Source organism: Chelatococcus composti (assembly GCF_014201415.1).
GTDB lineage: Bacteria > Pseudomonadota > Alphaproteobacteria > Rhizobiales > Beijerinckiaceae > Chelatococcus_A > Chelatococcus_A composti.
Genome location: NZ_JACHEH010000005.1, coordinates 199,686 through 218,453, shown reverse-complemented (window position 1 = coordinate 218,453; position 18,768 = coordinate 199,686). Strand labels below are relative to the sequence as shown.

Annotated in this window: 16 protein-coding genes and 1 pseudogene; 8 read left to right on the top strand and 9 right to left on the bottom strand. The window is 68.3% G+C overall.

What is annotated here, in order from left to right; all coding sequences use genetic code 11:
• The first annotated feature begins 36 nt into the window (after window positions 1-36).
• From ctaD to HNQ73_RS12290, 4 genes are read left to right on the top strand one after another with little or no spacing between them, the layout of a single operon-like run.
• Window positions 37-1,827, top strand: coding sequence for a cytochrome c oxidase subunit I (gene ctaD / locus HNQ73_RS12305; RefSeq protein WP_183335165.1), 1,791 nt, complete (start codon window positions 37-39; stop codon window positions 1,825-1,827).
• Window positions 1,824-2,522 carry a cytochrome c oxidase subunit 3 gene (locus HNQ73_RS12300; RefSeq protein WP_183335164.1) on the top strand — a complete coding sequence of 233 codons (699 nt, stop codon included), beginning with the start codon at window positions 1,824-1,826 and terminating at the stop codon, window positions 2,520-2,522. Before ctaD ends, HNQ73_RS12300 begins: the two co-directional genes overlap by 4 nt.
• Window positions 2,523-2,534: 12 nt before the next feature.
• A complete protein-coding gene (locus tag HNQ73_RS12295) occupies window positions 2,535-3,251 on the top strand; it encodes a heme-copper oxidase subunit III family protein (RefSeq protein WP_183335163.1) in 717 nt (238 codons plus the stop codon).
• A gap of 11 nt (window positions 3,252-3,262) precedes the next feature.
• Window positions 3,263-3,616 carry a cytochrome C oxidase subunit IV family protein gene (locus HNQ73_RS12290; protein WP_183335162.1) on the top strand — a complete coding sequence of 118 codons (354 nt, stop codon included), beginning with the start codon at window positions 3,263-3,265 and terminating at the stop codon, window positions 3,614-3,616.
• A gap of 51 nt (window positions 3,617-3,667) precedes the next feature.
• On the opposite strand, the gene ampC is transcribed toward HNQ73_RS12290, so the two are convergent.
• Window positions 3,668-4,864 carry a class C beta-lactamase gene (ampC, locus tag HNQ73_RS12285; protein WP_210305177.1) on the bottom strand — a complete coding sequence of 399 codons (1,197 nt, stop codon included), beginning with the start codon at window positions 4,862-4,864 and terminating at the stop codon, window positions 3,668-3,670.
• A 126-nt stretch (window positions 4,865-4,990) separates the two neighbouring features.
• On the opposite strand from ampC, the gene HNQ73_RS12280 reads away from it, so the two are divergent.
• Window positions 4,991-5,881, top strand: coding sequence for a LysR family transcriptional regulator (locus HNQ73_RS12280; protein ID WP_183335160.1), 891 nt, complete (start codon window positions 4,991-4,993; stop codon window positions 5,879-5,881).
• Window positions 5,882-5,894: 13 nt separating this feature from the next.
• Here HNQ73_RS12280 and HNQ73_RS12275 read toward each other — a convergent pair whose 3' ends face one another.
• The 4 genes from HNQ73_RS12275 to HNQ73_RS12260 form a co-directional block, all read right to left on the bottom strand.
• Window positions 5,895-6,863, bottom strand: a complete 969-nt coding sequence (locus tag HNQ73_RS12275; RefSeq protein ID WP_183335159.1) for an ABC transporter permease — start codon at window positions 6,861-6,863, stop codon at window positions 5,895-5,897.
• Window positions 6,863-7,804 carry an ABC transporter permease gene (locus tag HNQ73_RS12270; protein WP_183335158.1) on the bottom strand — a complete coding sequence of 314 codons (942 nt, stop codon included), beginning with the start codon at window positions 7,802-7,804 and terminating at the stop codon, window positions 6,863-6,865. The genes HNQ73_RS12275 and HNQ73_RS12270 overlap by 1 nt, the downstream gene beginning before the upstream one ends.
• Window positions 7,801-9,273, bottom strand: a complete 1,473-nt coding sequence (locus HNQ73_RS12265) for a sugar ABC transporter ATP-binding protein (RefSeq protein ID WP_183335157.1) — start codon at window positions 9,271-9,273, stop codon at window positions 7,801-7,803. The genes HNQ73_RS12270 and HNQ73_RS12265 overlap by 4 nt, the downstream gene beginning before the upstream one ends.
• Window positions 9,274-9,356: 83 nt before the next feature.
• On the bottom strand, window positions 9,357-10,370 hold the full coding sequence (locus tag HNQ73_RS12260) for an ABC transporter substrate-binding protein (protein ID WP_183335156.1): 1,014 nt from the start codon (window positions 10,368-10,370) through the stop codon (window positions 9,357-9,359).
• A 331-nt stretch (window positions 10,371-10,701) separates the two neighbouring features.
• Between HNQ73_RS12260 and HNQ73_RS12255 the strand changes: the two genes are divergently transcribed.
• Window positions 10,702-11,496, top strand: a complete 795-nt coding sequence (locus HNQ73_RS12255) for a class II glutamine amidotransferase (RefSeq protein ID WP_183335155.1) — start codon at window positions 10,702-10,704, stop codon at window positions 11,494-11,496.
• Window positions 11,497-11,527: 31 nt separating this feature from the next.
• On the opposite strand, the pseudogene HNQ73_RS18175 reads toward HNQ73_RS12255, so the two are convergent.
• Window positions 11,528-11,953, bottom strand: a pseudogene (locus tag HNQ73_RS18175) (sugar transferase); the annotation flags it as partial.
• Window positions 11,954-11,965: 12 nt separating this feature from the next.
• Window positions 11,966-12,760 carry a sugar transferase gene (locus HNQ73_RS18170; RefSeq protein WP_183335154.1) on the bottom strand — a complete coding sequence of 265 codons (795 nt, stop codon included), beginning with the start codon at window positions 12,758-12,760 and terminating at the stop codon, window positions 11,966-11,968.
• Window positions 12,761-13,384: 624 nt separating this feature from the next.
• On the opposite strand from HNQ73_RS18170, the gene HNQ73_RS12240 reads away from it, so the two are divergent.
• Together HNQ73_RS12240 and HNQ73_RS12235 are read left to right on the top strand one after the other, a co-directional pair.
• Window positions 13,385-14,476: a glycosyltransferase family 4 protein gene (locus tag HNQ73_RS12240; protein WP_183335153.1), complete on the top strand. Its 1,092-nt coding sequence runs from the start codon at window positions 13,385-13,387 to the stop codon at window positions 14,474-14,476.
• Window positions 14,477-14,525: 49 nt separating this feature from the next.
• Window positions 14,526-16,742, top strand: coding sequence for an amylo-alpha-1,6-glucosidase (locus HNQ73_RS12235; RefSeq protein ID WP_210305175.1), 2,217 nt, complete (start codon window positions 14,526-14,528; stop codon window positions 16,740-16,742).
• A 38-nt stretch (window positions 16,743-16,780) separates the two neighbouring features.
• Here HNQ73_RS12235 and HNQ73_RS12230 read toward each other — a convergent pair whose 3' ends face one another.
• A complete protein-coding gene (locus tag HNQ73_RS12230) occupies window positions 16,781-17,242 on the bottom strand; it encodes a YbhB/YbcL family Raf kinase inhibitor-like protein (protein WP_183335152.1) in 462 nt (153 codons plus the stop codon).
• Between the two features lie 158 nt (window positions 17,243-17,400).
• Window positions 17,401-18,729, bottom strand: a complete 1,329-nt coding sequence (locus tag HNQ73_RS12225) for an aminotransferase-like domain-containing protein (RefSeq protein WP_183335151.1) — start codon at window positions 18,727-18,729, stop codon at window positions 17,401-17,403.
• Between the last annotated feature and the right edge of the window lie 39 nt (window positions 18,730-18,768).

The window sequence follows — 18,768 nt, the reverse complement described above, 5'->3', positions numbered from 1 at the left end:
GCCGGTCCGCGGCCAGACAAGCGGAGGGCTGAAGCGATGGCCGACATTCCTCTCGACAGGGTGGCGGAAACCGCAACAACCGAGGTGGAGGACCTTGCGCTGCGCCATCCGCACGGCTGGGTGACGCGCTACGTCTTCAGCCAGGACGCCAAGACCATCGCCATCCAGTATACGGCAACGGCGCTGGCCGTCGGCTTCGTGGCGCTCTTCCTGTCCTGGCTGATGCGCCTGCAGCTCGGCTTTCCCGGCACCTTCGCCTTCATCGACGCCGCCGCCTACTACCAGATCATCACCATGCACGGCATGATGATGATCGTCTACGTGCTCACCGCGGTGCTGCTCGGCGGCTTCGGCAACTACCTCATCCCGCTCATGGTCGGTGCGCGGGACATGGTGTTCCCCTTCGCCAACATGCTGAGCTACTGGTTCTACCTGCTCGCCGTCATCATCCTTCTTGCGAGCTTCTTCGCCCCCGGCGGGCCGACGGGCGCAGGCTGGACGCTCTATCCGCCGCAGGCGATCCTCTCCGGCACGCCCGGCCAGGAGAGCGGCATCATCCTGATGCTCGTCTCGCTCATCGTCTTCATCGCCGGCTTCACCATGGGCGGCCTCAACTACGTGGTCACCGTCCTGCAGGGGCGCACGAGGGGCATGACGCTGATGCGCATGCCACTGACCGTCTGGGGCATCTTCACGGCCAGCGTCATGGCGCTGCTCGCCTTCCCGGCCCTGTTTGTCGCCTGCGTGATGTTGCTGTTCGACAAGCTGCTCGGCACCAGCTTTTTCATGCCGTCGCTCGTGGAGCTCGGATCGCGGCTGGAATACGGCGGCGGCAGCCCGATCCTCTTCCAGCACCTGTTCTGGTTCTTCGGCCACCCGGAAGTCTACATCGTCGCCCTGCCGGCCTTCGGCATCGTCTCCGACCTCATCGCCACCCACGCGCGGCGCAACATCTTCGGCTACCGCATGATGGTGTGGGCCATCCTCGCCATCGGCGCGCTCAGCTTCATCGTCTGGGCGCACCACATGTACGTCAGCGGCATGAACCCGTGGTTCGGCTTCTTCTTCGCCACGACGACCCTCATCATCGCGGTGCCGACGGCCATCAAGGTCTACAACTGGATCCTGACCCTGTGGCGCGGCGACATTCACCTCACGGTGCCCATGCTCTTCGCCCTGGGCTTCATCGTCACCTTCGTCAACGGCGGGCTGTCCGGACTCTTCCTCGGCAACGTGGTGGTCGACGTGCCGCTGTCGGACACCATGTTCGTCGTGGCGCACTTCCACATGGTGATGGGTATCGCGCCCGTCCTTGTCATCTTCGGCGCCATCTACCACTGGTATCCCAAGGTGACGGGGCGGATGATGAACGATGCCCTCGGCAAGCTGCACTTCTGGGTCACCTTCGTCGGCACCTACGCCATCTTCTTCCCCATGCACTATCTCGGCCTCCTCGGGGTGCCGCGGCGCTACCACGAGATGGGGGAAGCCAGCTTCTTTCCGCCCTCGGCGCAGATGCTGAACGCCTACATCACCATCGTCGCCCTCGTCGTGGGCGCGGCGCAGCTCGTCTTCCTGTTCAACCTGCTCTGGAGCATCCGCCACGGTCGCGAGGCCGGCGGCAACCCCTGGCGGGCGACGAGCCTCGAGTGGCAGACGCCCCAGACGCCGCCGCCGCACGGCAACTGGGGCAAGGAGCGGCCAACCGTCTACCGCTGGGCCTATGACTACAACGTGCCCGGCGTGGCGCAGGATTTCATTCCCCAGAACATGCCGCCCGAGGCCGTGGCGCTGGGGCCGCGGCTCGCGACAGGAGGGGTGCCGTGACTGCGGCCGTCGCCTTCCTCGTCCTCCTCGCCGGGCTTGCCGGCTGGTGGTTGTCGGGCCAGAGGCTCATGAGCCGGCCATGGCTCGCAGCCGGCGTCGTGGAGGAGACGGGCAGCCTCGCGCGTATGCCGGCCGCCAAGGTGGGGCTCGGCGTCTTCCTCGCCGTCGTCGGCATCCTGTTCTCGCTCGCGCTCAGCGCCTACGCCATGCGCATGCAGCTCGCCGACTGGTCGGCCCCGCCGTTGCCGACCATCCTATGGGCGAACACGCTGCTCATCCTCCTCGCCAGCGGCGGCCTTGTCTGGGCCGGCCGTTGCGTCCAGCACAGGCAGAAGGAGCGCGCGCTCGACGGGCTGCTCGCCGCCTTCGGACTCGGCGCCGCCTTCCTCGGCGGCCAGCTCATCGCCTGGGACGAGCTCGCCGCCTCGGGCTACCGGCTCGCGGACAATGCCGCCAACTCCTTCTTCTACATGCTGACGGGCCTGCACGGCGTGCATATCCTTGGCGGGCTCGTGGCCCTCGTCGCCGTAACGGCGCGGCTCTGGCACAGTGCCGACGCGACGGCGATGCGCCTGCCTGTCGAGCTCTGCGGGCTCTACTGGCACTTCCTTGCCCTCGTCTGGCTCGTCCTCTTCGCCGTCATCGCCGGCTGGGCGGGGGATGTCCTCGCCGTCTGCCGCCAGCTGCTGTCGTGAAAGGAAGGCACGATGGACACCGCGTTCACCGAGCACCGCACCCGGGAGCCCGCCGGCGGCCTTGCCACGATCGTCGATGACTTCTCGGCCGACCAGCGGGCCTTCCGCAACGTGTCGTGGGGGAAGGCCATGATGTGGATCTTCCTCCTCAGCGACACCTTCATCTTCGGCACGTTCCTCATCGGCTATATGGCCGCTCGCATGTCGACCACCGAGCCCTGGCCCAACGCCAGCGAGGTCTTCGCCCTCGAGATCGCCGGCCGGCACCTGCCGCTTATCCTTATCGCCATCATGACTTTTGTGCTCATCTCGAGCAGCGGCACCATGGCCATGGCGGTCAACTGCGGCTACCGGCGGCAGCGGCGGGCAACGGCGGCGCTGCTGGTGGCCACCGCCATCCTCGGCGCCACCTTTGTCGGCATGCAGGCTTTCGAGTGGACGAAGCTCATCGGCGAGGGCGTGAGGCCCTGGGGCAATCCGTGGGGCGCGGCCCAGTTCGGCTCCGCCTTTTTCATGATCACGGGCTTCCACGGCACGCACGTGACCATTGGCGTCATCTTCCTGCTGGCCATCGCCCGCAAGGTCATCCGTGGCGATTTCGACCACGGGCGCCCCGGCTTCTTCACGGGCCGCCGGGGACGCTACGAAGCCGTCGAGATCATGGGCCTCTACTGGCACTTCGTCGATCTCGTCTGGGTCTTCATCTTCGCCTTCTTCTACCTGTGGTGAGGAGGGATGCCATGAGCGAGATCGCCCACAACGACGCGGCTCACCACATCGTTGTCAAGGCCCATCCCATCCGGCTCTATCTTGTCGTCTGGGCCTGGCTCTTCGTCCTCAGCGCCTTTTCCTATCTCGTCGACTACTTCCACCTCACCGGCGCGCTGCGCTACACGCTGATCCTCACCTTCATGATGCTGAAGGCCGGGCTCATCGTTGCCGTCTTCATGCATATGGCCTGGGAGCGGCTCGCGCTCGTCTATGCCATCCTCGTGCCCATCGGTGCCATTCTGGCCTTCGTCGCCGCCATGGCCATCGAGGCAGACTACACGCTTCTGACGCGGCTGGCCTTCTTCAGCGAGGGCCAGTCATAGGCCACCGGCCGACGGCTCGCCCTCCGCCGGCCGGCATCCGTCGCCTTCTCCCTATCGCGCCGCGCCGTCCGCCACGGCGCTCAGGATGGCGTGCGCGGCGCGGACGCGGTCGGGGTTCGGATAGGCCCGGTTGGCGAGGAGCACGATACCGAGGCGTCTGCCGGGCACGACGGCGACATAGGCGCCGAAGCCGTTGGTGGACCCGGTCTTGTTGAGCAGCACGTCCGGCCGCGGCGGCGCGGGCGGAACGAGCCAGGCGGCGGCACTTCCCCTGCCGCTCGCCTGCGGTGTGTTGCCGGCGACCAGCGTGTCGAGCGCCACGGGATAGTCGTACCACTCCCAGCCAAGGCCCTGGGTCATCGCACCGACGCGGACATAACCCGTCTGCGTGGCAGCAATGGCCCGGCGCAGCCGCGCGTCCTGCGGCGGCGCGATGTTGGCGTCGAGGAACTTGAGAAGATCGGCCGCGCTCGTCCGCACGCCGTAGGCCGCCGCACCCAGCACGTCGAGGGAAATGCGCCGCGGCTTGCCGTCCTTCGTGTAGCCGAAGGCATAGTCCGCCATGCGCTCCGGCGGCACGCGGACATAGGTGTTCGCCATACCGAGGCCGGGCAGGATCGTGCCCTCAAGGATGTCCTCGTAGGAGCGGCCCATGCCGGCAGCGGCGAGATGGCCGAAGAGGCCGATGCTCGGGTTCGAGTAGACCCGCTGCGCTCCCGCCGGATAGACGGGCTTCCAGCTGCGGAAATAGGAGACCATGCTCGCCTCGTCCCTGACCTCGCGCGGGAACTGCAGCGGCAGCCCCCCGGCCGTGTAGGTGGCGAGTTGCAGCAGGGTGATCCTGTCGAAGCTGGAACCGCGCAGCGCCGGCATGTAGCTGCTCGCCGTCGCCGTGAGCGAGACTTCGCCCTCCACGGCGCCCCAGGCACCCACGAGCCCGGCGAAGAGCTTGCTGACCGAGCCGACCTCGAACAACGTCGACTCCGTTACCGGGCGCCCGCTATCCTTCGACGCGACACCATAGTTGAAAAAGTAATGCTTCCCGCCCACCGTGAGACCGACGGCCATGCCGGGAACGGCATGCTCTTTCATGATCGGCTCGATGGCCGTGTCGACGATGGCCTTCAGCCGGCTCCTGTCCAGTTCTTCCGCACACACACTCGCTGTCGCAAGAAACATGGACGATAACAAGATGTATAGAGAAACGATATAGTTGCTTTTCACCGACGATTCTCCTGCAGACCACATGCCGTTCTCGCCGATGCATCGACTGTGTACGACCAAGCACGCGCTGGGCCGCCGAAATACAATTCCCTGACCGTCTCTCGCAAACGATGATATCTCGGGGGAGCCATAAGAAAATTTGGGGCTGCCATGGTTCGCCGCTATCTGCCGCTCAATGCCTTGCGCGCCTTCGAGGCGTCGGCCCGCCACCTGAGCTTCACCAAGGCCGCCATCGAGCTGCGGGTCACGCAGGCGGCGGTCAGCCACCAGGTGAAACGGCTGGAGGCACAGCTCGATGCGACGCTCTTCATCCGTCTGCCCCGCGGCCTGATGCTGACGAGCGAGGGCGAGGCCCTGCTGCCGGTGCTGCAGGGCTCGTTCGACCGGATCGCCACGGCGCTGGAGCGTTTCAAGGGCGGCGGCCGCGAGGTGCTGACCGTCGGCGCAGTCGGGACCTTCGCCGTCGGCTGGCTGCTGCCGCGGCTCGACGCCTTCCGCTCGCGCCACCCCTTCGTCGACCTGCGCCTGTTCACCAACAACAACCGCGTCGACATCGCTGCCGAGGGCCTCGACTATGCCATCCGCTTCGGCCAGGGCGCCTGGCACGGCATTGATGCCCTGCCGCTGCTGGAGGCTCCCCTGTCCGTCCTGTGCGCGCCGCAGATCGCCCGGAGCCTGATGAAGCCGGAGGACGTGCTGGCGCACCGGCTGCTGCGCTCCTACCGCAGTGACGAGTGGCCGCAATGGCTCGCCGCCGCCGGTGTCCGGACGGGGCCGGGACGCACCGAGAGCATCGTGTTCGATTCTTCCCTCGCCATGATCGAGGCCGCCCTGCAAGGCGCCGGCATCGCGCTCGCGCCGCCGGCCATGTTTGCGCGGCATCTTGCTACGGGCGCGCTGCAGCAGCCCTTTCCCGTCAGCGTGACGACAGGGCGCTACTGGCTGACGCGGCTGCAGTCGCGCAGCGACACGGCGGCGATGGCCGCCTTCCGCAACTGGCTGCTGGCCGAGATTGGCGCGGAGAGGCCTGCCCCGGCGTGAGCCTCTGCCGGGGTTAGCCGCGCCCCGCCCGCCGCCCGCCCGACAGGGCGATGACGGCGATGATGATGAGGCCGGTGAGGATGAGGCGCACGCCGGCCCCGACGCCGAAGGTGTTGAGCATCGTGACGAGCAGGTAGAGAAAGAGCGACGCGCCCCAGATGCCCGGCACGTTGGAGAAGCCGCCGGCGACCGACGTGCCGCCGATGACCACGACGGCGATGGAGGCGAGCAGGAACTCCTCGCCCATGTTGAGCGAGGCCCCGCCCGAGAAGCCGGCGAGCAGCGCCCCGCACAGGCTGGCGAAGACCGCGCTGAGGACATAGGTGGCGAAGCGCACGCGCTCGACGCGGATGCCCGCAAGTCCAGCCGCCCGCGCGTTCTGGCCGATGGCGAGCACCGAGCGGCCGTAGACCGTTCGGCGCAGCACCACAGCCATCACCGCCGCGACAACGAGGGCCATGATGGCGAGGATCGGCACCCCCAAGAGGCGCCCCGTCGCCAGCTCGGCGAAGAGCGGCGGCGGCTTGATGCGCAGCCCCCGCCCGTAGGCGATGGCCGTCGACTGCACGAGGAAACTCGCCGACAGCGTGGCGATGATCGGCGGGATGGACAGGATGCGGATCAGCGCGAAATTGAAGCAGCCGATAGCGAGGCCGACGCCGGCGACCGCGGCGAGTCCCGGCAGGATCATCACGTTGCTGCCGTCCATCACCTTCATGGCGACGGCCCCGGCGAGGGCGATGTTGGCCGGAATCGACAGATCCACGTTGCCGGGGCCCGTCGTGATGACGAACATCTGGCCGATGCCGACGATGACGTAGAAGGAAGCGAAGGTGAGCGCCGCCGCCAGCACGTCGGCGCCGCCCTTGCCGCTGGTGAAGGCGATGGTCGCCAGAAAGATGACCCCCGCGCCGACGAAGGACCACAGCCACGGCCGCCGCGACGACCAGTCGGCGAGGCGGGAGAAGGCACCCTGCTGCATCAGCGCCTCCGCTCGAGACGGTTGACGAGGGCGCGCAGCGCCAGCACCACAATGAGGATGGCGCCCTGGGCGCCGATCTGCCAGTCGGGCGAGATGCGCAGGAAGGACAGGAGCGAGCCGGCGAGCGTCAGCGTCATCGCGCCCAGCACCGCGCCGACGGGCGACACGCGCCCGCCGACGAACTCGCCACCGCCGAGGATAACGCCAGCGATGGACAGGAGCGTGTAGCGGATGGCGATGTTGGCATCCGCCGAGGTGGTGAGACCGACGAGCGACAGGCCGCTGAGAACGCCGAAGACGCCGGCGAGGGCGAACATCGTCACCTTCGTGCGCAGCAGAGACCAGCCGGCCCGCGCCACAGCGGCGGGGTTGCCGCCCGCCCCACGCAGGATCGCCCCCCAGGCCGAGCGCATGAGGCCGACATGGACGATGAGCGCCAGGGCGGCGCTGACGAGGATGGCGAACGGCACGAAGGGCGTCCTGAACTTCACCAGCGCCGCGAGCCAGGCCGGCACGCTGCCGCCGGGCGAGGGCAGGAGCAGCACCGAGCAGCCCAGCCAGAAGAAGGACATGCCGAGCGTCACCACGATCGACGGCAGGTTGCGCAGATGGATGAGGGCACCGATAAGCGCATAGACCGCAACCGCGCCGAGGAGCACCACTGCGCCGAGCAGCGGCGTCTCGTTGAGCCAGGTGGCGCCGACGCAGGCGACGAAGCTGACGAAGGCGCCGATGGACAGGTCGAGATCGTTGACCGTGATGACGCAGAGCTGGGCAATGGTCGCGAAAGCGATCGGCATCGCCAGGTTCAGCATCAGGTTGAAGCCGAAGTAGCTGATGGCCCGCGGCTGGACAAACCAGATGGCGACAAGCAGCGCGGCAAGCGACAGCGCCGGCAGCGCCGCCCGGACGAGCCGCGGCGAAGGCACGAACGCGCTCATGCCGCCTCCTCGGCGAAGGAGGACTGCAGCACCCGCTCCTCCGTGATCTCGTCGGCGGCAAGCTCGGCGACGATGACGCCGGCGCGGAAGACGTAGACGCGGTCACAGTGGAGCAACTCGTCGAACTCCGTCGTGTACCAGAGGAAGGTGCGCCCGCGCGCCGCCTCCGCCCGCACCATGCCGTAGACTTCCTGCTTGGTGCCGACGTCGACGCCGCGCATGGGATCGTCCATCAAGACAATGTCCGCCTCCGAGGCGAGCGCGCGCGCGAACAGCGCCTTCTGCTGGTTGCCGCCCGACAGGGAGAGGATGCCGTTGCCCATGTCGGGCGTGCGGATGGCGATGCGCTGGCGCCACTCCTCGGCCATGCGGGCCTCGGCTGCCGGGTCGATGAGCCCGAACCGGCGCAGACGGCCGAGGGAGCGGATCGTGATGTTCTCGGCAATGCTCCACAGGGGGAAGACGCCGTCCGACTGGCGGTCGCCAGCGACGAAGGCGACGGCGCCGGCCACCCGGGCATGGGGCTCGCGCCCCTGAGCAGCGGCATTGATGCGCACGAGAAGGTCGGTCTGGCCATGTCCGGCGAGCCCCGCAAGGCCGACGATCTCGCCCCGGCGTGCGCTGAGACTGCGCCCGTCCGCCTGCCGCGGGGGACGCGCCTCCACCACGGTCTCGCCCGCCTGCCGCGCCGTTGCAGCGACGGACCTCCCCTCCTCGTGCGCCACGACGGAGCCCATGGCAGCCACGAGACTCTCGCGCGTGAAGTCCCTGGCGGGGCGCGTCTCGACGACGCGGCCGTCCTTCATGACGACCACACGATCGCAGGTGGAGAGAATCTCGCCCAGCAGGTGCGAGATGAGGATGACGCTGCCGCCCCTCGCCACGAAGCGGCGCACGAAGCCCATGAGCTGCTCCGCCACGATCTGGTCGAGCGAGGAGGTCGGCTCGTCCAGGATGACGAGACGCAGCGGCTGGTCGGTCACGAGAAAGGCGCGCGCGATCTCCACCATCTGGCGGCGGGCGATGGAGAGGTCCGCCACCACATCGGCCGGGTCGATGCCGTGGCCTGGGAAGATGTCGTCGAGCATCGCCACCATGGCTGCGCCGGCGCGCTTGCGCCACCCGAAGCCCCGGAAGGCGCGGTGCATGACGCGAGCATTCTCCGCCACCGTGAGGTTGGGGCAGAGCGAAAGCTCCTGAAAGACGCAGACAACGCCGTGCGAACGAGCTGCGGCCACGCCGGCGCTCGCGGTGATGTCGTCCCCCGCGACGACGAGGCGCCCCTCATCCGCAGCCAGGGTGCCGGCCAGCACCTGCATCAGTGTCGACTTGCCGGCGCCGTTGTGGCCGACGAGACCGAGACACTCACCGGCGCGGACCTCGAGGTCGACGCCCGCAAGCGCACGCACGGCGCCGAAGCTCTTGCGTACCCCCTCGAGCGCGACGATGGTAGCGGACCGTCCGTCCATGGACCTTTCCTGTGCGCTGCCGGCCGGGAGAGACGGGAAGCCGCCCGGCAGATGGCCGGGCGGCTCCGATCCGGACCGTCGCCTTACTTGCCGGCAATGACGGCCTTGGCTTCCTCGAGCGTGTACTCCTTGTTGGCCACGCCGCCCGGCTCGGTCGCCGCGAGCGCGGCCTCGAGATTGTCCTGGTCGATGCGCAGGAAGGGCACGACCAGATCCTTCGGCACATCCTGGCCATCGAGGATCTGCTGCGCCACCCAGAAGGCAAGCGTGGAGACGCCCGGCGCGATGGAGACGGACATGGTCTCGTAACCGTTCTTGTCCTTCTGCTCCTTCCACCAGGTCAGCTCGTCGTGGCGGTTGCCCATGATGATGATGGGCGTCGGACGTCCGGCCGCCTTGAAGGCTTCCGCCGCGCCATAGCCGTCACCGCCCTGGGTCACGACGGCGGCAATTTCCGGCAGGCTCGGCAGGATGCCGGCCACCGCCTTCTGCGCCACGGTCTGCGCCCAGTCGCCATTGACCGAGCCGACGATCTTGAACTGCGGGTGCTTGGAGACGCCCGCGACGATGCCCGCGTGGATCTCCTCGTCCACGGAGACGCCGGCCAGGCCGCGGATCTCCAGCACGTTGCCGCCCTCGGGCAGGCGCTGGGCGAGATAGTCGAGCTGGTCCGAACCCATCTTCTTGAAGTCGACCGCGATGCGCCACGCGCACGGTTCGGTGACGATGCCGTCGAAGGACACGACCACGATGCCGGCATCGCAGGCTTCCTTCACCGCGCCATTGAGCGCCGTCGGCGAAGCAGCGTTGATGACAATGGCGTCATAGCCCTGGAGAATCAGGTTCTGGATCTGCGCCGCCTGCTCGGTGGCCTGGTTCTCGGCGGTGGTGAAGGCATCCGCCGCGGCCACAATCTTGTCGGCGACCGCCTTGGACGTGACCTTCTCCCAGCTTTTCAGCATGGCCTGACGCCAGGAGTTGCCGGCGTAGTTGTTGGACAGAGCGATCTTTTTGCCCGACGTGTCGGCGACAGCCTGCGACGCACCCAGAAACCCGGCAAGCGCGGCCGAGGCAAGCAGCAACTTTGCGATCTTCATCGTTTCACTCCCTTGACGAGAGCCCCGTAGGCCGGGGTCTTAGCCGCGCGGCAGCGCCGCGATCTAACCGATTTATGTGCCGTGACGTAACCAGCGGTTGCACGGTCTGTCAACTCGATCCGCAGTCCGGATGGCGCCACGTTACCTCGCAAGCTCACCATGCACGGGGGTGACGCGCAAGACACACGATCGAGCAAGGAGCTGGCCCTGCCGCGCGCCGCGCGTGCGACGCCGCACAGTGCGCGGAGTCTGCCCCTTGACGGGAGAAGGCAGGCGCGATTCCAGTGGATACGCTGCGTGTTTCCGGCCCGTCTTCTCGGTGAGGCCTTCGATGTGTCGCTTTCTCGCCTATCTGGGAGACCCGATCTTCCTCGAGACACTCGTGTGCGCATCGGAACATTCGCTGGTCCACCAATCGCTGCATGCGGCCGAGTGCAAGACCGCGACCAACGGCGACGGCTTCGGCATCGGCTGGTATGGCGAGCGCGAGACGCCCGGCCTGTTCCGGGACCTGCGGCCGGCCTGGTCAGACGAGAACCTGCGCTCCGTCTGTACGCAGGTGCGCTCCGGCCATTTCTTTGCCCATGTGCGGGCGGCGACCGGCACCGTGACCAGCCGGGCCAACTGCCATCCCTTTGCCTACGACCGCTGGATGTTCATGCATAACGGACAGATCGGCGGCTATCCGCGCATCAAGCGGCGGCTCGAGCAGGCCCTGCCCGATGCGCTCTACCACGCGCGGCAGGGCACAACCGACTCGGAGGTGCTCTTCCTGCTCATCCTGGCGGAGGTGGAAAAGGGCAGCACACCGCCGGAGGCGGTCGCCACGACGCTCGGCTTCACCAAGGCCCTGATGCGCGAGGCGGACATCGACGAGCCGCTCCGCTTCACCGCCGCGCTGACAAATGGCGAGACGATGTACTGTTTCCGCCTCGCCTGTGACGACCGGCCGGCGAGCCTCTATTTCAACCAACGGCCGGGAGCGGTAACGGTGGCGTCAGGGCCAGTCGACCGGGGTGGCGCGCACTGGCAGGCGGTGCCCCGCGGGTCCTACATCACCGTGCGCCGCGGCGCCGCGCCGGCGGTCGCGCCCTTTCCATGGGCCGCCGAGGCCGTGGCGGCCTGAGGCGGACCGGTCACATCGGCCCGCACCGGCGTCAGGACGCGCCGCGGAACCAGGCCTGCGTGAACGCCATGCGCAGGATCGTCAGGTCCAGCCCGAAGGACCAGTTGCCGGCATAGGCGAGATCGAGGTCCACCCGTCGCCGCATCGCCTCGGGCGAATATGCCTCGTCACGGCAGCCGTTGACCTGAGCCCAGCCGGCAATGCCGGGCCGGAAGATATGCCGCAGCGGATAGGACCCGATGGAGACCACGCGACCGTCGTCACGGACGAGCGCCAGGGGCCGCGGCCCGACCAGCGACATATCCCCGCGCAGGACGTTGTAGAGCTGGGGCACCCGGTCCAGTTTCGTCCGGAGCAGCCAGCGGCCGATCCGCGTCGTGCGCGGAGCGCGCCGGCGGGCATGCGCGTCGCGGCCTTCCGCCGTCGTCGTGCGGAATCTGTAGACGACGAAGCTCGCGCCGGTGAAACCCTAGCACCGTTGCCGCGACAATGCAGGGCCGGGAGTATCGAGGCGCACCGCCATCGCGATGACAACGAGCAGGGGCGCCAGAACCACGAGCGCGGTGGCCGCCACCGCCACGTCGAAGCAGCGCTTGAGCGCGGCCCTGTTGCCGTCAAGCGGCGCGTGTGCGAGCTGCATGAAGGCGCGACCGCCGAGTAGCCGTAGCCTGGACGGGGGAAAGCGCCCGCCGATCCGGTCTGGACAGAGATGCACCGCGACGGGCAGCTCCGCGAGGTCACGCAGGATTCGGACGATACGCGCGTCGTCGCTCCACGGCAGGGCGATAAAGACCTCTTCCACCCCCTGCTGCCTCGCAAAATCGAGCACGCTCGCCCGACAGGCGGGGCCGGCGTCGAACAGCGCCGCATCGACATGACCCACCACCTCGAGGCCGAGGGCATCGGTATCAAGCGCCTTGGTCGCGCTGGTCATGCACGCCCGATCTCCCACGAGCAGGATGCGGCTGGGACCGAGATAGCCCGACAGCAGCGCGAATCGGGCGGCCGCAAGGAACAGCCGGCCGGTCAGCGAAACGACACCGAGGCCGACAAGACCAACAATACAGACGGCCGCGGGCGAGAGGCCGTCGCCGAGCCCGGTGGGAAAGGCGACGACGGCAGCGACCATCATCACGCCGAGCCAGATACGGCGGCGCATCGCCGTCGCGCCGGCATCCGTCAGACCGGGCATCTCATAGCCGCGGCGCCCGAAGACCAGGACCACTGTGGCGCTCGCCACGGCGGCACAGAAGACAAGCGCCACGTCCGCCCGATAGGGTGCCGCCGGCCACCAGGCCCTGCCTCCCGCAGCAGCACGCTCGCCGTAACGAACAGCGCCCAGAAGTCGAAAAGCGCGAACAGGACGGCGAGCAGCAGCCTGTCCATGCCCGTCGTCCGGCGCTTCGACGTGGCTGTGCCGAGCCGCATTGCGACGACTGGACGACGCCCCTTTGGAAGCTGCTGCAACATCGCGTCAACCGGGCAATCGAGGACAAGGAGGCCGGCGCTTCGCGCAAAAGCCTCTCCAGGACGGAACAAGAACTCTGATGCGCCCGGATGCTGCATCCTGTTGATGTATCACTCAATGCGCACCATGTATGGTTGCATGGCAATCGGCGACTGCCGACGACCGGCCAAGGTGCGCCCGCCGTGTTTCCGCCCACGATTTGCCACAACATGGAACGAAATCTTGCCCGTCTGCGGCACCCGGGCCTTTTCGGCCGGCTGTGCCGGGAACGTTCGACTTCCGGCGCTGTTGGGGCCCCGGACCGTAGTCGAGGCCTTCCAGCGCTCAGACCCGCCGTGCCCCGCAGGGACGGCTGATGCGCAGGCGTCGAAGCTGCGCGGTTCATTGTCGATGCTTCGCTCGCATGAGGAGGTCTTGCCGATGAAGATTGCCCAGATCGCACCGCTCGCGGAAAGCTGCCCGCCACGGCTCTATGGCGGCACCGAGCGTATCGTCTCCTATTTGACGGAAGAGCTCGTCCGCCAGGGACATGAGGTAGCGCTCTTTGCCAGCGGCGACAGCCGCACGAGCGCCGAGCTCGTCAAATGTTCCGACATCGCCCTGCGGCTCAACCCGGCCGTGCGCGACCATGTCCCCTATCACGTGGCGATGCTGGACCGCGTGCGTGCGCTGGCCGACCGGTTCGACGTGCTGCACTTCCACATCGACATGCTGCACTTCCCGCTGATCCGCGACTTCGCCGACCGCACGGTTACGACGCTGCACGGCCGGCTCGACCTGCCGGATCTGAAGCCCTTCTACGCCGCCTTTCCGGACATCCCGCTCGTCTCGATTTCGGAGGACCAGCGCAAGCCGATGCCGCCGGTCAACTGGGTCGGCACGGTCCACCACGGCCTGCCGCGCGATCTCTTGCCCTTCAAGGCGCGCCCGGAGGGCGGCTATCTGGCCTTCCTCGGGCGCATCTCGCCCGAAAAGGGGCCGGACCTCGCCATCGAAATCGCAGCGCGCACCGGCCTGCCGCTGAAGATGGCTGCCAAGGTGGACAAGGTCGACGAGGCCTACTGGCGCGAGAAGATCGAGCCGATGGTCGCGGCGACGCCGAACGTCTCCTACATCGGCGAGATCGGTGATGCCGAGAAGGCGGAGTTCCTCGGCAATGCCGCCGCCCTCCTTTTCCCGATCGACTGGCCCGAGCCCTTCGGCCTCGTTATGATCGAGGCCATGGCCTGCGGCACACCCGTCATTGCGATGCGCCGCGGCTCGGTGCCGGAGGTCATCGAGCACGGCGTTTCCGGCTTCATCGTCAACAGCCTCGACGAGGCCGTCGCGGCCGTCGGCCGGCTCGGCGACATCCACCGGTCGGCGGTGAGAGCCGCCTTCGAACGGCGCTTCACGGTGGAGCGCATGGCCGAGGACTACGTCAAGATCTACCGCTCGCTGCCAGGGGTCGGCACCCATCCGCCACGCCTCTACATCGCGGGTGGCGAAGCCGGCCGGCAGGCCTTCGCCTGAGGGCAGCGCGGCCACCGCTCCTCCGGCCGACGAGCACGGGATTTGCGACATGCAGACGATCGGCGCCGAAGCTGTCCCGCACGCACCGGCTCCCTCCGGGCCTGGAACAGCGCAGATCGCGCAGTTCTACATTCCGGCCTCCGCCTCACTGCAGGAGCGGCGGCCGCGCACCCTGAAGCACGGCGACACCTTCGCCGTGTTCGACCACAACGGCGACGCCCTCTCCGGGCCCGGCAGCCCGGAGGGCATCTTCCACCGCGACACCCGGCATCTTTCACATCTCTACCTCACCATCAACGGCGCGCGGCCGATGCTGCTGAGCTCGACCCTGCGCGACGACAACGCGACCCTCACCTGCGACCTGACCAATCCCGACCTGTTCGACGAGAAGGGCCAGCTCGTCCTCGGGCACGACCTCATCCATCTGCGCAGGTCACGCTTCCTGTGGAACGGCGGCTGCTTCGAGCGGCTGGTGCTGCGCAACTTCGATGCGGAGAAGCGGCGCGTCTCGATCGAGATCGCCTTCGCCGCCGACTTCGCCGACCTCTTCGAGGTGCGCGGCTCGCAGCGTGAAAGGCGCGGCGCACACCATCCGGCCGAGATCGGCGACAACCGGGTGGTGCTGTCCTACACCGGCCTCGACGGGCTCCGTCGCGCCACGACGATCGCCTTCGACCCGGCCCCGGCGCGGCTGTCCGGCAGCTCGGCGATCTTCATCCTCGAGCTGCAGCCGCGGGAGAGCGTCTCGCTGTTCCTCGAGATCAACTGCGGCTTCGAGGGCGGCAACCAGCCTCCGCGGCGCGCCTTCTTCAGCGCCCTGCGCGATGCCCGGCGCGCGCTGCGCCAGTCCGCCGCGCGCGCAGCCTCCATCACCACATCGAACGACATCTTCAACGAGGCGGTGCGCCGCAGCGTCTCTGATCTGTATATGCTCCTCACGGACACGCCGCAGGGCCCCTATCCCTATGCCGGCATCCCGTGGTTCAGTACAGTCTTCGGCCGCGACGCGCTCATCACCGCGCTGTGCACGCTGTGGCTCGATCCGACGATTGCCGCGGGCGTGCTCGGCTATCTCGCCGCCAACCAGGCGACAACCTCGGACCCGCTCGCCGACGCGGAGCCCGGCAAGATCCTGCACGAGGTGCGTCACGGCGAGATGGCCGAACTCGGCGAGGTGCCCTTCCGCCGCTACTACGGCAGCATCGACTCGACACCGCTGTTCGTCATGCTCGCCGGCGCCTACCTGAAGCGCACCGGCGACGTTGCCACCATCGAGCACCTGTGGCCGAACATCGAGGCGGCTCTCGGCTGGATCGACAACTACGGCGACAGGGACGGCGACGGCTTCGTCGAATATGGCCGGCGCAGCGACGAGGGGCTCGTCAACCAGGGCTGGAAGGACAGCCACGATTCCGTCTTCCACGAGGACGGGAGCATCGCGGAGGGGCCCATCGCGCTTGCCGAGGTGCAGGCCTATGTCTATGGCGCCTGGCGGGCCGCCGCCTCGTTGCTGCATCGCCTGAACCGCCCGAAGGAGGCCCAGGCCTTCAACAACAGGGCCGAGGACCTGCGCCGCCGGTTCGACGAGGCCTTCTTTGACGCGGCGCTCGGCACCTACGTGCTGGCCCTCGACGGCGCCAAGCGCCCGTGCCGCGTGCGGTCGTCCAACGCGGGCCACGTCCTCTATACCGGGCTCGCCGAGCCCAAGCGTGCGGCGGCGGTGGTGCACACGCTGATGAGCAGCTCCTCCTATTGCGGCTGGGGCGTGCGGACCATTGCCGACACCGAGGCGCGCTACAATCCGATGAGCTACCATAACGGTTCGGTCTGGCCGCACGACAATGCGCTGATCGCCGCCGGCTTCGCGCGCTACGGCTATCGCACGGCAGCGGCGCGCCTGTTCCAGGGGCTGTTCGAGGCATCCACCTACATCGAGATGCGGCGCCTGCCCGAGCTGTTCTGCGGCTTCGCGCGCCAGCGTACACAGGGACCGACCTTCTATCCTGTCGCCTGCTCGCCGCAGGCCTGGGCCTCAGCGGCGCCGCTGTCCCTGCTGCAGTCCTGTCTCGGCCTCGGGTTCGATCCGGAGGGCCTGAAGATCACCTTCGACCATCCGGTGCTGCCGGACTTCCTCGACCATGTCACCCTGCGGCGGCTGTCGCTCGCCGGCGGCACGGTCGACATCGCCCTCAGGCGGTCGCGCGCCCAGGTTGTCGTCGAGGTGCTCAGCCGCTCCGGCCCCATCCGCGTGCTGACGACGAACTGAGCGCCGCCCACGCGCCGCGCGGCACGGGCGGGACGACCTCAGCGCTCATAGGTGCCGATGAGGACGGTCTCCTCCAGAAGATGCCTCTGCGCGGCCGCCCAGACCTCCGCAACGCCGGCCGCGCCGGAAATGTCGAGGTGCGGCTGGGAGATGGCCGCAAGGCGGAAATGGTAATGATGCACGCCGTGACCCGGCGGTGGCTGCGGGCCGTCATAGCCCGTATTGCCGAAATCGTTGCGCGCAAAGCGCATCGCCTCGCTCGGACCGGCATCGGCCGCCTGCGACAGGCCGCTCTGATTGGGCGGAATGTTGTAGACGCCGAGATGGTAGAAGGTGCCGGACGGTGCGTCGGGATCCTCGACCACGAGGACGAGACTGCCCGCGCCTTCCGGCACGCCCGTCCAGCGCAATGGCGGCATCAGGTTCTCGCCGTCACGCGCAAAGGAGCGCGGGATCCGCTCGCCATCGGCAAACGCTGGGCTCGTGAGCATCAGGGCCATCGCCATTCCCCCGGATCATCGGCCATCCTTCGAGCCAACGGGGTCACGGCGGGGAAAGTTCCGCTCTCGGCGCCACCGCGCACGATGGACCGCGCGCATGCCTCGAAGCCTGATCGCTCCGGCGCCGCCGCCGGCCCACTCCGCCGGCCGGGCGGCGATCAGCCGACGTCGGGGCCGCCTTCGTCGATCAGGCGGCGCAGCGTCTGCAGGCCGGCGCGCAGCGCGTCGGGCGGAGGCGACGAGAGGGCGATGCGCACGGCATTCGGCGCATGGCCCGCGCTGACGGCAAAGGCGCTGCCGGGACAGACGGCGATGCCGCTCCGGTAGGCGGCCGCGACGAAGGTCTCCGCCCGCCACGCATCCGGCAGCTCCAGCCAGGCATGATAGGCGCGGGCATCGGCGGACAGTCTGTGGCCCGCAAGGACCTCTCGCGCGATGGCCTGCCGCGCAGCGGCGTCCGCGCGCTTGAGCCTGCCGATCCGCTCGGCCGTCCCGTCCGCCATCAGCTGCAGGCCGATGGCAAGCGGCAGCCCGGTCGCGGTCCACGCGCCCGTGCGCATGGCATTGGCGACCCGGTCGCAGAGCTGCGCCGGCGCGGCGACGAGGCCGAGGGTCACGCCCGGGGCGACCCGCTTGGAGAGGCTGTCGACGACGATGACACGGTCGGGCGCCAGGGCGGCAAGGGGCACCTCGTCGGCAAGAAAACCGTAGATCGCATCCTCGATGGCGGTAAGTCCCTCCTGCGCGAGGGCCGCCGCCACGTCCCGCCGGCGGGCGTCGTCCATGGTAATGCCCAGGGGATTGTGCAGGGACGGCTGCACATAGAGGCCCTTCAGCGGGGCCGACCGGTGCGCTTCCAGGAGCCCGTCCGGCACGAGACCCTTTTCGTCGAGCCTGAGCGGCACCAGCATGATGCCGAGGCGCGCGGCGATGCCCTTGACGACCGGGTAGGTCAGCGCCTCGACGCCGATGCGCTCGCCCGGCCCGGCGAGGGCCGCCATTGCCGCTGCAATGGCCTGCTTGCCGTTGCCCGTGAAGAGGAGGCCCGCGGGGTCCGGCGTCCAGCCGGCACGCGCCAGAAACGTCGCCGCGACGGCCCGGACAGAGGGCGAAGCCGACGCACCCACCGGCTGCAGCGCCTGACACAACGTGTCGAGGCGCAGCGTCGTCTGTAACGCCTCCTGCAACATCGCCGCCTGCGCCGGCAGGATCGGGAAGTTGAGCTCGAGATCGAGCGGGGCAGAGCCCGGCTCGCTGAGCGCGGGGGCGGGCTGCGAAATCGGCCAGCGGACATACGTTCCCCGGCCGACCTCTCCGGCAATCAACCCGCGCCGCGCCAGCTCCGCATACACGCGGCTGGCCGTGGATGGCGCGATGCCGTGCCGATAGGCGAATTCGCGCTGCGGCGGCAAGCGCTCCCCCGGCTTCAGGCGCCCCCTGGCGATGTCGGCCGCGATGGCGTCGGCGATGTCACGGAAATTGCTCATGCGATTGCTGCAGATTGCTCCGAGTGCAATATTGATATT

What these genes read in the sequence shown, in the direction of transcription:
- ctaD (WP_183335165.1), top strand. Translation starts at nt 37, where the DNA reads ATGGCCGACATTCCTCTCGACAGGGTGGCGGAAACCGCAACAACCGAG.
- HNQ73_RS12295 (WP_183335163.1), top strand. Translation starts at nt 2,535, where the DNA reads ATGGACACCGCGTTCACCGAGCACCGCACCCGGGAGCCCGCCGGCGGC.
- HNQ73_RS12290 (WP_183335162.1), top strand. Translation starts at nt 3,263, where the DNA reads ATGAGCGAGATCGCCCACAACGACGCGGCTCACCACATCGTTGTCAAG.
- ampC (WP_210305177.1), bottom strand. Translation starts at nt 4,864, where the DNA reads ATGTGGTCTGCAGGAGAATCGTCGGTGAAAAGCAACTATATCGTTTCT.
- HNQ73_RS12280 (WP_183335160.1), top strand. Translation starts at nt 4,991, where the DNA reads ATGGTTCGCCGCTATCTGCCGCTCAATGCCTTGCGCGCCTTCGAGGCG.
- HNQ73_RS12275 (WP_183335159.1), bottom strand. Translation starts at nt 6,863, where the DNA reads ATGCAGCAGGGTGCCTTCTCCCGCCTCGCCGACTGGTCGTCGCGGCGG.
- HNQ73_RS12270 (WP_183335158.1), bottom strand. Translation starts at nt 7,804, where the DNA reads ATGAGCGCGTTCGTGCCTTCGCCGCGGCTCGTCCGGGCGGCGCTGCCG.
- HNQ73_RS12265 (WP_183335157.1), bottom strand. Translation starts at nt 9,273, where the DNA reads ATGGACGGACGGTCCGCTACCATCGTCGCGCTCGAGGGGGTACGCAAG.
- HNQ73_RS12260 (WP_183335156.1), bottom strand. Translation starts at nt 10,370, where the DNA reads ATGAAGATCGCAAAGTTGCTGCTTGCCTCGGCCGCGCTTGCCGGGTTT.
- HNQ73_RS12255 (WP_183335155.1), top strand. Translation starts at nt 10,702, where the DNA reads ATGTGTCGCTTTCTCGCCTATCTGGGAGACCCGATCTTCCTCGAGACA.
- HNQ73_RS12240 (WP_183335153.1), top strand. Translation starts at nt 13,385, where the DNA reads ATGAAGATTGCCCAGATCGCACCGCTCGCGGAAAGCTGCCCGCCACGG.
- HNQ73_RS12235 (WP_210305175.1), top strand. Translation starts at nt 14,526, where the DNA reads ATGCAGACGATCGGCGCCGAAGCTGTCCCGCACGCACCGGCTCCCTCC.
- HNQ73_RS12230 (WP_183335152.1), bottom strand. Translation starts at nt 17,242, where the DNA reads ATGGCCCTGATGCTCACGAGCCCAGCGTTTGCCGATGGCGAGCGGATC.
- HNQ73_RS12225 (WP_183335151.1), bottom strand. Translation starts at nt 18,729, where the DNA reads ATGAGCAATTTCCGTGACATCGCCGACGCCATCGCGGCCGACATCGCC.